At 73.3% G+C, this 13528-nt stretch carries 10 protein-coding genes; 6 read left to right on the forward strand and 4 right to left on the reverse strand.

All coding sequences use genetic code 11. From position 1 onward, the window contains the following. Positions 1-20: 20 nt before the first annotated feature. Entirely contained in the window at positions 21-974 is a 954-nt protein-coding gene (locus FRAEUI1C_RS21220; RefSeq protein ID WP_013425393.1) for a bifunctional helix-turn-helix transcriptional regulator/GNAT family N-acetyltransferase, read from the reverse strand. Between the two features lie 242 nt (positions 975-1216). Between FRAEUI1C_RS21220 and FRAEUI1C_RS21225 the strand changes: the two genes are divergently transcribed. Continuing rightward, positions 1217-2581, forward strand: coding sequence for an ATP-binding protein (locus FRAEUI1C_RS21225; protein WP_049807232.1), 1365 nt, complete (start codon positions 1217-1219; stop codon positions 2579-2581). Next, on the forward strand, positions 2578-3678 hold the full coding sequence (locus FRAEUI1C_RS21230; RefSeq protein WP_013425395.1) for a tetratricopeptide repeat protein: 1101 nt from the start codon (positions 2578-2580) through the stop codon (positions 3676-3678). Before FRAEUI1C_RS21225 ends, FRAEUI1C_RS21230 begins: the two co-directional genes overlap by 4 nt. A 39-nt stretch (positions 3679-3717) precedes the next feature. Here FRAEUI1C_RS21230 and FRAEUI1C_RS21235 read toward each other — a convergent pair whose 3' ends face one another. Beyond that, positions 3718-4947 (reverse strand): MFS transporter, encoded by a 1230-nt coding sequence (locus FRAEUI1C_RS21235; protein WP_013425396.1) that lies wholly within the window; start codon positions 4945-4947, stop codon positions 3718-3720. Positions 4948-5046: 99 nt separating this feature from the next. On the opposite strand from FRAEUI1C_RS21235, the gene FRAEUI1C_RS21240 reads away from it, so the two are divergent. The 3 genes from FRAEUI1C_RS21240 to FRAEUI1C_RS21250 all read left to right on the forward strand — a co-directional run bounded on the left by FRAEUI1C_RS21240 (position 5047) and on the right by FRAEUI1C_RS21250 (position 10152). Then, entirely contained in the window at positions 5047-6540 is a 1494-nt protein-coding gene (locus FRAEUI1C_RS21240) for a purple acid phosphatase family protein (RefSeq protein ID WP_013425397.1), read from the forward strand. Between the two features lie 326 nt (positions 6541-6866). Further along, a complete protein-coding gene (locus FRAEUI1C_RS21245; protein ID WP_013425398.1) occupies positions 6867-7700 on the forward strand; it encodes a LuxR C-terminal-related transcriptional regulator in 834 nt (277 codons plus the stop codon). Positions 7701-8010: 310 nt separating this feature from the next. Next, positions 8011-10152, forward strand: coding sequence for a WD40 repeat domain-containing serine/threonine protein kinase (locus FRAEUI1C_RS21250; protein WP_041261182.1), 2142 nt, complete (start codon positions 8011-8013; stop codon positions 10150-10152). 218 nt (positions 10153-10370) lie between these two features. Here the strand turns inward: FRAEUI1C_RS21250 and FRAEUI1C_RS21255 are convergent, their stop codons facing one another. After that, positions 10371-11303, reverse strand: a complete 933-nt coding sequence (locus FRAEUI1C_RS21255; RefSeq protein WP_013425400.1) for an alpha/beta fold hydrolase — start codon at positions 11301-11303, stop codon at positions 10371-10373. 208 nt (positions 11304-11511) lie between these two features. On the opposite strand from FRAEUI1C_RS21255, the gene FRAEUI1C_RS21260 reads away from it, so the two are divergent. Then, the gene (locus FRAEUI1C_RS21260) at positions 11512-11772 is read left to right on the forward strand and encodes a hypothetical protein (RefSeq protein ID WP_013425401.1); all 261 of its coding nucleotides are present in this window, start codon (positions 11512-11514) and stop codon (positions 11770-11772) included. Between the two features lie 75 nt (positions 11773-11847). Here FRAEUI1C_RS21260 and FRAEUI1C_RS21265 read toward each other — a convergent pair whose 3' ends face one another. Then, on the reverse strand, positions 11848-13458 hold the full coding sequence (locus FRAEUI1C_RS21265; RefSeq protein ID WP_013425402.1) for a glycosyltransferase family 39 protein: 1611 nt from the start codon (positions 13456-13458) through the stop codon (positions 11848-11850). Positions 13459-13528: the final 70 nt, after the last annotated feature.

Raw genomic sequence — 13528 nt, forward strand, 5'->3', positions numbered from 1 at the left:
GGGTCCTCGCCGCGGCGGGGTCAGAGATCGAGCTCCCAGATCTGGCCGACGAGGTCGTGGCCGAAGGAGTGGTGTGGCTCGGCACTGGTCAGGGTGAAGCCGGCGCGTTCGTAGATCCGGCGCGCATCGGCCAGGACGCTGTTGGTCCACAGCCGCATGCGGGTGTAGCCGGCGAGCCGGGCGAACCGCAGGCACTCCTCGACCAGCCGGCGGCCGAGGCCGAGGCCACGCGCCGACGGGTCGACGAGCAGAAGGCGCAGCTGCGCGGTGGAAGCGTCGAACCGGACGCAGAACACGCAGCCGACGGGCTCACCGTCGACCTCGGCGATCCAGGCGGCCTCCCGCTGCGGGTCGTGGTCGGCCGCGTAGTCGCCGACGATCCTGCTCACGAGCGCCTCGTAGCTGGCGTCCCAGCCGAACTCCTCGAAATACACCTCGGCGTTGGCCCGGATCACCCATCCGAGGTCGCCGGGCCGCGGCGCCCGGATCACCACCAGATCCGCCCGAGGCCGCCCGCCGAGGACGTTCTGGATGGCCTCCATCGCGGTGAGCAGCCGGTGCTGGTCGGCCTCGCTCAGCGCGCCGAGAAACCGGTGGGCCCGCTCGTCGGAAAGCCGGTTCAGCTCGGCGAACGTGTCGTGGCCATGCCTGGTCAACCGGACGTCTCGGCGGCGCCCGTCCTGCGTCGACGCGGTCGTCTCGGTGAGCCCGTCCGCGCCGAACCGGCGCAGGATCCGGCCGAGATAGCTCGCGTCGACGTCCAGCTCGCGCCGCAGCTCCGCGGCCGACGTGGTGGGCCGCTGCGCCAGTTCGTAGAGGACCCGGGCCTCCGTCAGGTTGTACGGACTGTCGAGCAGGCCGCTGCGCAGGGCGCCGACGGCGTCCGTGTAGAAGCGGTCGAACCGGCGCACCGCGGCGACCCGCGCCGCGGCCGAGCCGACGTCACCGTCGGCGGACTGAAGCGGAACGGTCATGGACCAAGACTAGCTAATAGTGGACCTGGTCCACCAAATGAGCCCAGAAGCCGGCCGGGCCGTCGGCGAGGGCTGTCGGCGGGCCCAGTCACCGAGCAAGGCCGCAGGACCCGGCGGCGCATCACCGGGAGCCGTCATCATAGGGCGTCGCGTCGGGACCGCGAAGTCGCAGGTCAGCAGCGGAGCCGAGGACGGCCCGGAACAGGCGGCCGGCGTCTCGTTTGGGCGTGTTCTCCCCTACGATGCGTTCTGTGGCGATCACTCCTGGCGGAGAAGGCGGCGCTGGCCCTCTCGTCGACAGCCTGCGGCGCGCGGTCGCGGCGATGCCAGACGATCTGCCGCTCCGGCTGCACCTGGCCGAGCAGCTGCTGGGCCAGGGCCTGCGGGACGAGTCCGTGGCCGAGTGCGCCGAGGCGCTACGGCGGGCACCGGACAACACGCAGGCCCGGGAGCTCATGGTCCGGGCCCTCACACCGACCGGAACGGCCACACCGACCGCAACGGCCGCGCCGACAGATACCCCCGCCGAGGGCGGACACGGCGCGCCGGTCCGACCAGTCGACCCGGCGCCCGCGCGCCCGGTCGCGGGCTCCGCCGAGCCGACGCGGGGCGCCTTCGACTGGGGCGCAGCGGAACGCGACCTCGGCGACCTCGTGCCGCCGCCCTTCGTCGACGCCGAGCCCGCAGAGCCCGCAGCGGGACCGCCCGCGCGGCCGGGTCTCACCGACGCCTGGGAGGTGCGCGGCGTCGAGGTGACGCTGGCGGACGTCGGCGGGATGGCACAGGTCAAGAAGCGGCTGGAACAGGCGTTCCTGGCCCCGATGCGCAACCCTGACCTGCGACGGCTCTACGGCAAGAGCCTGCGGGGCGGGCTGCTGCTGTACGGGCCGCCCGGCTGCGGGAAGACGTTCGTGGCCCGGGCCGTGGCCGGCGAGCTGGGGGCGAAGTTCCTCTCGGTCGGGCTGGCCGACGTCCTGGACATGTGGGTCGGCTCCAGTGAGCGCAACATGCACGAGCTGTTCCAACTGGCCCGGCGGGAAGCCCCGTGCGTGCTCTTCCTCGACGAGGTGGACGCGCTGGGCCAGAAGAGGTCCCAGACCCGCCAGTCCGCGACCCGCGGGACCGTCACCCAGCTGCTCGCGGAGATGGACGGGGTAGACGGGCTCAACGAGGGCGTCTTCGTCCTCGCCGCGACGAACCACCCGTGGGACGTCGACCCGGCGCTGCGGCGCCCGGGGCGGCTGGACCGCACCCTGCTGGTCCTGCCGCCGGACCAGCCCGCCCGGGAGGCGATCTTCCGGTACCACCTCGCCCAGCGTCCCGTCGCCGGTGTCGACCTGGGCCGGCTGGCGAAGGCGACCGACGGGTACTCGGGCGCCGACATCGCCCACATCTGCGAGACCGCGGTGGAGCGCGCGCTCCTGGACAGCGTCAGTACCGGCCAGGCCCGGCTGGTGGGGATGGCCGATCTTCAGGCCGCCGCCAGCGAGGTCCGCCCCTCGATGGGCCCCTGGTTCGACATCGCCCGCAACGTCGTGCTGTTCGCCGACGACGACGGCACCTACGCCGACCTGCGGGCCTACCTCAAGAAGGCCAAGCGGCTGTGACGTCGGCCCAGCCGTCCGGCACCCAGCCGCCCGGCGAGGCGGCCGTTCTCGATCGCGACGCGGCCGTCGAGGCGATCGGCCACCTGCTCGACGTCGGCCGGTATGACGACGCCCGCGGCCGCGCCGCGGCGCTGCTCGGGCAGCACCCGGACGACGGCCACGTGCTGTGCCTGCTCGCCCGCGCCCTGCTGGGTGTGGGTGACGCGGCGGCTGCGCTGCAGGCGGCCCAGCGGGCTGTCGCGGTCAGTCCTGACGACGAGTGGGGGCACCGGCTGGTCAGCGTCGCCTTCGACCGGCTCGGACGGCCGCAGCTGGCCCGGGACGCCGCCCGGCGCGCCACCGCCCTGGCGCCGAACCTGTGGCAGGGCTGGGTCCAGCTCGCCGACACCGCCCAGGACGTGGCCTGGGGCGAGCAGGAGGCCGTTCACGCCGCGACCCAGGCGATCCGGCTGGCGCCCCAGGAGCCCTCGCCGCACATCGCCTACGGGCGGATCTTCATGAGGACCAATCCCGCCCACGCGCGCTTCGCGTTCGAGGAGGCGCTTCGCCGCGACCCCGGCAACGCCGCCGCCCGCAACAATCTCGCCGTCCTGGACCTGCGGACCAGCAGGTTCCGCAAGGCCGGCGAAGGCCTGATCCGGGCCGCCGCCGCGGACCCTCGGAACACGGTCGCGCAGCACAACCTGCGCCTGGCGGTGTACGCCATCGTCGGGCGGGCCTGCCTCGCCGTCGTCGTCTTCACCCTCGTGCTCGCCAGGCCCCTGCTTGTGCTCGGCGACGCCACCGGCCGGCTCCCGGTCCCTTTCACGATCATCTGGATCGTCGGCGAGGCGGTGGGGCTGGGTTTCCTGGGCTGGTGGCTGCGCCGGCTCACGCCACCGCTGCGGCGGCACCTCTGGTATCTCATCGGGCGCGACCCGATGCTGCGCGTCCTCGTCGCCAGCCTCGCCGTCGTGGGCCTGCTCGGTACCGTCGGCGTCCTGGCCTGGGGGCCCGTCGGGCTGGCCAGCCGGATCCTCACGGTGCTCGTCGTCGTCGCGGTCCGCGTCCTCACGGGGATCGCCTCTCGCCGGCTGCGTCGCGGGCACGCCGGCTGAGCGCCGTCGCCACGGCTCCGAGCTGAATCCGTCGGGACGTCAGCCGGCCGGATCCGCTGCCGGCCTGTTCACGACCCAGCGGAGGAACACGGCCGCGCCGACGAGGCCGAGACAGCCCTGAACGATGATCGACAGGCCGAGGCTCGTCGCCGCGGTGAGGCCCGACAGGACCAGCGGCCCGCCGCCGGAGCCGACGTCGGCCAGCTCGCCCCAGATCCCGAGATAGAGGGCCCGCGCGACCCGCGGGGCGGTGTCCGCGCCGAGCGTCATGATGATCCCCGAGCCCAGCCCGTTGCCGAACCCCATGAGCAGGCTGACGAGGGTCAGCGTCACCTCGCCGTGCGTCGCCGGCATGGCCAGGAACGACAGCGACAGGACGGTGATGCACGGCACGGCGGCGACCTTGCGGCCGAACCGGTCCATCATCAGCCCGCCGGGGTAGAAGACCAGCGCGTCGAGGCCACCGGAGAGGCCGTAGACGATCGACGTGGTCGCCGGGTCGAGGCCGATGTGGTGCGCCCACAGCGGGATCACGACCTGCCGGCTCTGCCGGACGGCGCTGAGGATCGTGACGCCGAGGCCGACGGTGGCGAAGGTCCGCCCATGGCCGCGCAGCAGTTCCCGCGCCGTCACGGTGGCCGACGCGGCGCGGGCCTGCCCGGGCACCTCCAGGTCGGGTACCCGGGCGGCGACGACGCCGGCGAGGCAGACCGTGGCGATGGCGACCCAGTAGGCGGCCGCCAGGCCCCAGGCGCGCATGGCCGCGGCCCCAAGAAACGGCCCGACGAAGACGCCGATGCGGATCGACCCGCCCAGCGTCGACAGCGCCCGGGCCCGCAGGCGCAACGGGGCGGCCGCGGTCAGATACATCTGCCGGGCCAGCTGGAAGACCGAGCTCGCCACCCCGAGCAGCAGGACACCCAGGGCCAGCGGCAGGAGACCACCGCCGACCAGACACAGCACCAGACCGCAGACGCTGACGCCCGAGCCGGCGATCATCGCCCGCCGCTCGCCGAACCGCTCCGCGAGCCTGCTCGCCGGGATGTTGCTGAGGATCGAGCCGACGCCCACCAGCGCGGCGATCAGCGCGGCGGCGGCGGTGCTCGCGCCCCGGTCGATGGCCGTCAGCGCGACGACCGGAAAGATCGCCCCTTCGGTCATCCCGAACAGCACCGACGGCCCGAAGATCGGGACGACGACCGCCCAGAGCCCCTCGCCGCCGCTGGCCGGGGTGGGCAGAGCCGGGCGCGGCGTGTCGTCGAGGCCCACGAAGTAGAACGTACGCGTCCTATCCGGTGAGCCGTCCGGACGGCGAAAGGCCAGGACGATTTCACCTCCACGCCAGAGCGGCTGCGGGAGAATGCCGCCGTGCCCTGCCGCTGCCACGTCACCCGCCGCGACCTGCTGCAGTGGTCGGCGCTGATCGCCGCCGCGCCGCTCGTCGCCTGCTCCGATCCCGACGAGTCCGCCGCCCGGGCCACCGCGGCCGCGACGACGGCCGGCGTCGACCCGCGCACGGTCAGCCCGGTGAACCTGGAGCTGGTCACGCTGACCGAGACCAGCGCCGTGCTCACCTGGTACTCCGGCATCCCCGGCACGGACGACGGCACCAAGCGGATGCTGCCCAAACCCGCCGACGGGCAGGTCTCCTACGGCACCAGCCCGTCCCGGCTGACGAAGACAGCGCACGACAAGGGCGGGCTGACCCCTTACCACTACGTCGAGCTGACCGGGCTCGAACCGGGCCAGACCTACTACTACCGGGCGGCCTCGGCCGGCAAGACCGCGGCGCCCACCGCGTTGCCGCTGGTGAACGGCAACGCGGCCGGCACCGCCGCGCCGGTCGGCGCGGACGGCCCCTTCGTCTTCACCACGCCGCAGCCGCCAGCGGGGCGGCACCTGTTCTCGATCGCGCTCTGCAACGATCTGCACCTCGGTGAGACCGTCGCCGGCCTGGTCGGCGGCACCACCATCAAGGGCATCTCCCAGCAGCCCGGGCTCCCGAAATACCCAGAGATCATGCTCGAAGGGCTCGTCTCGGAGGCGACCGCCCGCGGCGCGAACTACCTGCTCGCCGCCGGTGACATCTCCAGCGAGGCGCGCACCGCCGACGTCAGCCGGGCCCGAACGCTGCTCGACCGTTTCGGCACCTACCGGCAGGACTACTTCGTCGCCCGCGGCAACCACGACCGGGCGCACGTCGGCGCGGACTACGCCGCCTGCAGCCCCGGCGAGTGGCAGGGCAACGACTGCTTCCGCGACGACTTCTTCGGGGCGTCGACGCCGACGTACTTCTCCCACGACCTCCACGGCCTGCACGTCGTCGGGCTCGACACCTACGACAAGGCCGGCAACGGCGGCGACGCCGGCGGGATGTCCCCGGCCCAGCGGTCCTGGCTGGCCGCCGACCTGAAGGCACACCGGGACCAGCCGACGATCGTCTTCGGCCACCACCCGCTGGTCGTCAACGGGACGCCCTTCGGCGGCGGCCCGAGCAGCATGCTGGACGCCACCCAGGCCACCGAGCTGCTGGCGACCTACGCGTCGACTCCAGGCGTGTTCCTCCACCACGCCGGACACACCCACCGCAACCACCGGACGGTCAGCGCGGCCGCTCCGGGCGTCGTGCTGCAGGAGGTCTGCGCGGCCAAGGAGTACCCGGGCGGCTTCTCCCTCCTGCGGGTCCATTCCGGCGGGTACGCGCTGAACTTCTACAAGTCGCGCACCGACCTGGCCCGCCAGTGGAGCGAGCGCAGCCGGCAGGAGCTTTCCGGCCTCTGGCCGCAGTTCTCGCTGGGCGCCGCCGTCAGCGACCGCAACAGCGTCACCACCCGAGACCTGTCCGGACTCACCCCCGCCTGAGCCGCCGGGTGCATTGGTTGCCGCGGATCCGAGGGTGGCCGTACGCTCCCGGATTGGGGCATCACCGACATTCTCGGACAGCGTCGGCAAACCCTCGGCGGGCATCGCGCGATTGCCGGGCCCGACCGTCTCGGCCACCGTTGGAGCGCGTGGCTACGCGAGGTCTGTAAATGCGCGTGGGCGGGAACTGGCGACCGCCGACGCGAGACGGTACCGATCGGCCTGTCGCACTCGAGGGACAACGTGTCTCGTCCTGATCGGGTCCGACGAGGCCCGCGGACATCCCCGGATCGCGACAAGCGGCGGGGCGTCGAGGAGGGCGAGCCATGCCAGAGCCGTGCCAGGACAATGTCGCCGACGAGTTCCTCGCGGGAGCCGCGTTCAGTTTACGAGAACGCACCGGTGTCGATCTCACCCTTGCCGGCCGGGTACACCCGCGGACCAGGGTCCTGACGATTCGTTGTGCCGAGGGCGCGCGAACCGACGCGTGCCTGGGACTGACGCTGGAGCCAGGCCGCGGCGCCGGCGGCCGGGTTGTCACGCTGGGGCGGCCCGTGTCCGACGACTACGTCAACAAACCGGTCGTCGACTCCCGCGGGCGACCGCGGGTCGAGTGCCGTGAGAACCTCGGGTCCCTGCTCGCCATGCCCCTACGGCTCGGCGGACGCGTGGCCTACGTCATGTACCTGGGGGAACGGGCCGGAAAGCCGTTCGGCACCGCGACGACCCGGGCCGCGCTGACGTTCATGCAGCAGCTGGAGTCGTACATCGCCCGGGCCGCGCGGATTTACCAGGTCGGTTCCCCGCAGCGGTGGAACGTCGACGAACGGGCACTGGCTCAGATCTTCACCGAGCTGGCGGAGTTGTCCCGCGAGGTCGCCGCGCCGCCCGCCCGGGCGCGGGTCGCGGCCATCCGCAAGCTGCTCGCCGAGAGCATGCTTGAAGCGATGCCGGACCAGGACGGCCGTGCCCTCACCCGGCGCGAGCTGGACGTGCTCAGGCTCGTGGCCGAAGGGCTGTCCAACGCGGAGGCGGCGCAGCAACTCGTCGTCAGCCCCGAGACGGTCAAGGCCTACCTCCGCAACATCCGCAGCAAGCTCGGCGTGAACAACCGCACCGCGGCCGTCGCGGTGGCCCGACGGGCCGGCATGCTGCGGTGACGTCGCGCAGGTCGGCCCCGGCGGAGTGATCGCCCGTCTGAGCCCTCGGGTAGTCGTGAATCGGGCCTGGTCGCGACCGTTCTAGGGCCAGAACGGCGATCAGGTCTGTGGTTCGGAGCGGGCAGACCTTGTCGGAGACGGCGCTGGCTGTCGTCGTTCGGTCGAAGGGGGGCGAGGCCGCGGCCACGGCCCGGCGGGTCTGAGCAGCCCGCGCCTTGTGCAGGCCGACGGTCGGTCCGGTATAAATCGGGCGGGGGAGATCGCCTTCGCCCTGGTTGGGGACCAGGCAGGCGGCTATTGGGGGGGTTCGGTGGCTGAGCTGCCGCAGGGGGTGACGGCCCTCGAAGAGTCCGATCCGTCCGTGCTCGGTCCTTACCATGTCCTCGGGCGCCTCGGCGAGGGCGGGATGGGCAGCGTCTACCTGGGCCGCCGCGACGGCACCGGGCCGTTCGTCGCGATCAAGGTGATCCGGGCCGACCTGGCGCGCGTCCCCGAGTTCCGGGAACGGTTCCTGCGGGAGGCCAACGCCGCGCAGCGGGTCGCCCACGCGGCGACGGCCCCGGTCGTGGACGTGGACACCGCCGGCAGCCGGCCGTACCTCGTCACCGAGTACATCGAGGGCCCGACGCTCGACGCGCGTATCCGTGACCGCGGCCCGTTGTCCGCCGCCGAGCTCGAATGGCTCGCGACCGCCGTCGCCACCGCGCTGCGCGCCATCCACGCCGCCGGGCTGGTCCACCGCGACCTCAAGCCGTCCAACATCCTGCTCTCGCCCTTCGGGGCGAGGGTCATCGACTTCGGCATCTCCCGCGCGCTGGACTCCACGACCATGCTCACCGAGGGGACCATCGGCACACCCGCCTTCATGGCCCCCGAGCAGGCACTGAGCCAGCCGGTCTCCGAGACGGCCGACATTCACGCCTGGGGTGCCGTCCTCGCGTACGCCGCCGCAGGCCGCCCGCCCTTCTCGGGTGAGTCGCTGCCCGGCGTCATGCTCAGCGTCGCCTACGACCCGCCCGTCCTGGACGGCCTCCCCGCCGGGCTGCGCCCCCTGGTCGCCCGCGCGATGGCCAAGGACCCCGCCGAGCGCCCCACCGCCGCCGAGCTGTTCGACCTTCTCCACGGCCCACGGCCGTCCGCTCCCCCGGACGAGCCGGCGGACGCGGCGCCTCCCGCCGCCAGCGGTTCCCCGGACCGCTCCGGCGTCCGCGCGTCGACGCCCCCTCCCGCTTACACGGGCAAGGTTGCCAGCAGGGACGCCACCGTTCGCTTCGAGACCCCGGCCGGGGGGCTCGACGAGGTCACCTCGTATGCCGGCCAGCCGACGCACCAGACGGTCGTCCAGCGTCAGCCGCGCCGGGCCCGGACCACCATCGCCCTCGTCGCGGCGCTCGTGGTCGCCGGCACGGTCACCGTCGGCGTCCTGACCAACGTCCTCAGCGGTGGTGGCAGCGGCTCGAGCGTCGCCCCGTCCGCCAGCCCGTCGGTCGCGCCGACGTTCGCCCTGCCCACGGGCGCGGGCCGCGCGCTGGCCGGGCCGACCGACAAGGTGGAGTCGGTGGCCTTGTCCCCCGACGGGCACACCCTCGCCGCCGGCAGCGTCGATCAGCGGGTCTACCTGTGGGACGTCACTCGGCCGGCCAGCCCCGTCTCGCTGGGCCAGCCGCTGACCGGCCCCGGCAGCTGGGTGTCGTCGGTGGCCTTCTCCCCCGACAGCCACACCCTCGCCGCCGGCAGCGACGACCGCCGGGTCTACCTGTGGGACGTCACCCGGCCGGCCAGCCCCACCCCCCTCGGCCAGCCCCTGACCGAGCCGGGCGACTGGGTGCGGTCGGTGGCCTTCTCCCCCGACGGGCACACCCTCGCCGCGGGCAGTGGAGACGGCAAGGTCTACCTCTGGAGCGTCACCGGGACGGGTGCCACGGCACTCGGCCAGCCGCTGCAGGGCCCGGGCAGCTCCGTGCGGTCGATGGCCTTCTCCCCGGACGGCCACACGCTCGCCATCGGCAGCTACAACCACAAGATCGGGCTGTGGGACGTCACCCAGCCGGCCAGCCCCACCCCGCTGGGCCAGCCGCTCACCGGGCCCACCGACTTCGTGCTGTCGGTGGCCTTCTCCCCGAACAGCCACACGCTCGCGGCCAGCAGCAGCGACGGCAAGGTCTACCTGTGGGACGTCACCCGGCCCAGCGGTCCGACCCCCCTCGGCCAGCCGCTGGCGGGACCCGGCGGCTCTGTGCGGTCGGTGGCGTTCTCCCCCGATGGCCGCGCGCTGGCGGCCGCGGGCGACAACGGCACCGTCTCCGTGTGGGACGTCGCCCGGCCGAGCAGCCCCACCGCGGTTGGCCAGCCCCTCACCGGGCCCGGTGCGGCCGTGACCGCGCTGGCCTTCTCCCCACGCAGCGGGACCCTCGCCGCGGCCAGCGAGGACCGCTCGGTGTACCTCTGGTAACGCCTGGCCGGTCGGCTAGGCAAACCAACCGGCGGCGGGACCGCCGGATCGCCGCAGATAACCCGGCTAGTGCCATGCCCGCGACGGCCGGCCCGGCTGAGTGATCGCCGTTTTCGCCCTCAGGCGGTCGTGAATCGGGCCGTCGCGCAGCCTTTCGGGGGCCGAAACGGCGATCAGGTTTGGGGTTCGGAGCGGGGCAGACGTTGTCGGAGGTGCCGCTAGGGAGCAGTTCGCCCGTGTGGGCGGATGCTGGCGGCCAGGTCGCCGTGGAGGTCTGCCAGGAGTCGGTCGCAGTCGTCCGCGGCGTCTAGGACGAAGTGGTGGTCGGCGTCGGGCAGCGTGATGAAGGTCGAGGCGGCGGGCAGCGCGGTGCGCGCGTAGGCGGCGACCTCGTCGGTGACGACGAGACTGCGCCCGGCACGCACGAACCAGAGCGGCACCGGCATGTGCGTGAGGCTGTCGACCACCCGGTCGTTGTCGATCGGCGGAATGCCGCGCTGGTCGAACTTCCAGGTCCAGCCGTCGGCGTTCGCGGCCCGGCACACGGAGTACTCCGCGACGGGGCGGATGACCTCGGCGGGGGTCCGCGGCTGCGGCGGCCGCAGCCGGAAGCGGGCGGCGGCGGCCGCGCGGGACGGGTAGACGAGCTGTCGCCCGGGCGGCAGGGTCCCCGTTCGCAGCGACGTCGAGCCGCGTGGGCGCAGCATCGAGTCGAGCAGGACGAGACCGCCGAACCGGTCCGGGTGTTCCGCCGCGGCGACCGTCGCGATCCGGCCACCCATGCTGTGCCCGACCAGCAGGGCCTGGGCGGATCCGGCCGCGTCGAGCACCGCGAGCAGCTCGGCGATCCAGACATCCACGTCGTACCGGTCGCGGTGGCCGCTGTCGCCGTGACCGCTGAGGTCGAGCCTGATCACCCGCCAGCGTTCCTCCAGCGCCGGCAGCAGCCGGTACCACCACATGTGGTGCGCCCGGTAGCCGTGCACCAGGAGCACGTCGCGGCCGCCCGAACCGGACACGCCATAGCGGATCGGCACGCCGTCCACCCGGACCTCGTGCGGCAGCGCGGACGCCGGCGCCGGCTGCCAGGGCGGTGCGGATAGCTCCGGATGCGCCGGCTGACTGGTCGCGCCGGCCTCGACCGGATTCATTCCGCCTCCGACCATCCGTCCCGCGGGTGCCAAACCAGCCAATTGTCGACCGGCCCGGCCGGCCGGTGCGCATCGATGTGAGCTGCGCGGCAATCCGCCGGCGGATTACCGCCCTCGGCCATGTTGCGGTTCGCCATGGCGGGGTAGGACGTCCGTCGCGGCTCAATGCCGCGACCCGTGCGGGGACGAGTCATGGGGGCGGTGGGGAATGGAACTGACGGAGACGGTCCACCCGGGAATGAGTGCCGCCGAGCTCGCGGCGGAGCAGGCCGAGCTGCTACCGGAACGCATAACGCTGATGGTGTTCCAGAACGGCCAGTCCGTGGGTACCGGAAACAACTCTCCGGCCAGCGCGGCGGCCGGGAACAGCGTGATTTCCGGAAACAGCTCGATGGTACAGACGATCGGCAACTCCGGTTCCTGCGTCCACTCCCTCGCCACCGGCAGCACTTACACAAACCAGCACTGAACACCAGCCCCACAATCCCATTCCGGCGCCCCACGATCGCCGATTGGGCCCGGCCGGACCTGGGCGGTCGCGGGTCTAGCCGAGGTGACGCAGGCTCGGCCATTCCCGCGACCACGGGCGGACGGGCCCGTCGCAGATCAGGACGGGCTTGCCGCGCTCGTCGTTGTCGACACCCGCGGAGTTGTCGACGTACGCCCCGACCCGGCAGCCACGGAGGAAGGGCGCGGCCGAACTCGGCCGGAAGCCGATCGCGACGACGGGACCGTCGCGGTCCGGCGGCGGCCCCCAGTCGCCGAACGCGTTGTGGCCGCTGTACGCCGCCGGAAGCCCTAGCGCGGGACCGTACCGGTCGACCGCGCCCGCCTCCCCGTAGTTCCTGGCGAGGATGACCGGCGTTCCTCGGCCGGGCGGCACCTGCCGGGCGACCTGAGCCACGGTGCGCACCAGGTCCGGCCACCCGATCGTCTCGCCGACGTCGGCGTTCATCGCGACGATGGGGCCCGCGTTGGAGGCTGGCAGCACCGGCAGCCCGATGAGCAGGCCGGCCACGGCGCTGAGCGCGACGACCACGGCGGTGACCGCCCGTCGAACGTGCGGCCGTCCGCGGTCCAGCCAGGCGTCCACCGGAGCGGCGCCGGCTGCGATCAGGACGGGCAGCAGCCCCGCCAGGTAGTACGACTTGCCGCCGGTAGCCATGAAGACCACGGCCAGCAGCAGATACGTCCACCCCAGGAAGCGCAGCCGGCGCAGGGCCGGAGCGCGCAGCAGCCGGACCAGCCCGACGATCCACACCGGGGCCAGCAGCGGACCGGCGAGCAGGGCCTGGAACGGCAGGATCTGCCACCACGGCTGGGAGCTGGCCGAGTTGCCTGCCGCGATCGAACGCGACACCGCGAGCTGCGGCCAGCCGTGACCGGCCTGCCAGACCAGCCAGGGCGACCACAGCGCGATCATGATGACGGCGCCGGTCCACAGACAGCCGCTCGCGAGCAGTCTGCGCGGCCCCGCCACGGCGATCGTCACCACCAGCCCCGCGGCCAGGAACGCCGGCAGCGGCTTGTTCAGCAGGCCGACACCCAGCACCGTGCCCACCAGCAGCCACAGCCGGTCGTCACCGGTCCGCTGCGCCCGGACCACCAGCCAGCTCGCCGCCGTCCAGACGAGCAGGTCGAAGGTGGCCGTGCTCAGGGTGTGACCGGTGAACAGCACGATCACGGCGACGGCCGCGGTCGTGGCGGCCAGCAGCTGGGCCCGGCCCCGCGCGCCCAGTTCGCGGGCGAGCAGGCCGGTGAGCAGCACGGTGAGGCCGGCGGCCAGCGCGGAGGGCAGGCGCAGCACGGTCAGTGAACCCGGGGCGATCGCGTCCATCGCGCGGGCCACGAGCGGCGTGAGCGGTCCCTGGTCGTCGTAGGACCAGGCCGGGTGATGGCCGGCGGCCAGGAAGTACAGCTCGTCACGGTGGTAGCCGTACCGCGAGGCGGAGGCCACCAGCACGGCGGCCACCCCTGCCGCGACGACCAGAACGCCGCGAGCCAGCGGGGTCCCAGCCGAACCGGTCCCGATCGGGCCCGCGCGCGTCGAACCGGTCCCGGTCGGGCCGGCGCCGGTTGGGCCGGCGCCAGTCGGGCCGGCGTGGGCCGAGCCGTGCGGGTCGGATTCGGCGGAGGTCACCGCGTTGAGGGCCATAGCCGACACCCTGGCCGCATCGGCCGGCCGAGCGCATCGGCCCGCGGTCCAGACCCGTTCTCCGCCCACG

Source organism: Pseudofrankia inefficax (assembly GCF_000166135.1).
In the GTDB taxonomy this organism is placed as follows: domain Bacteria; phylum Actinomycetota; class Actinomycetes; order Frankiales; family Frankiaceae; genus Pseudofrankia; species Pseudofrankia inefficax.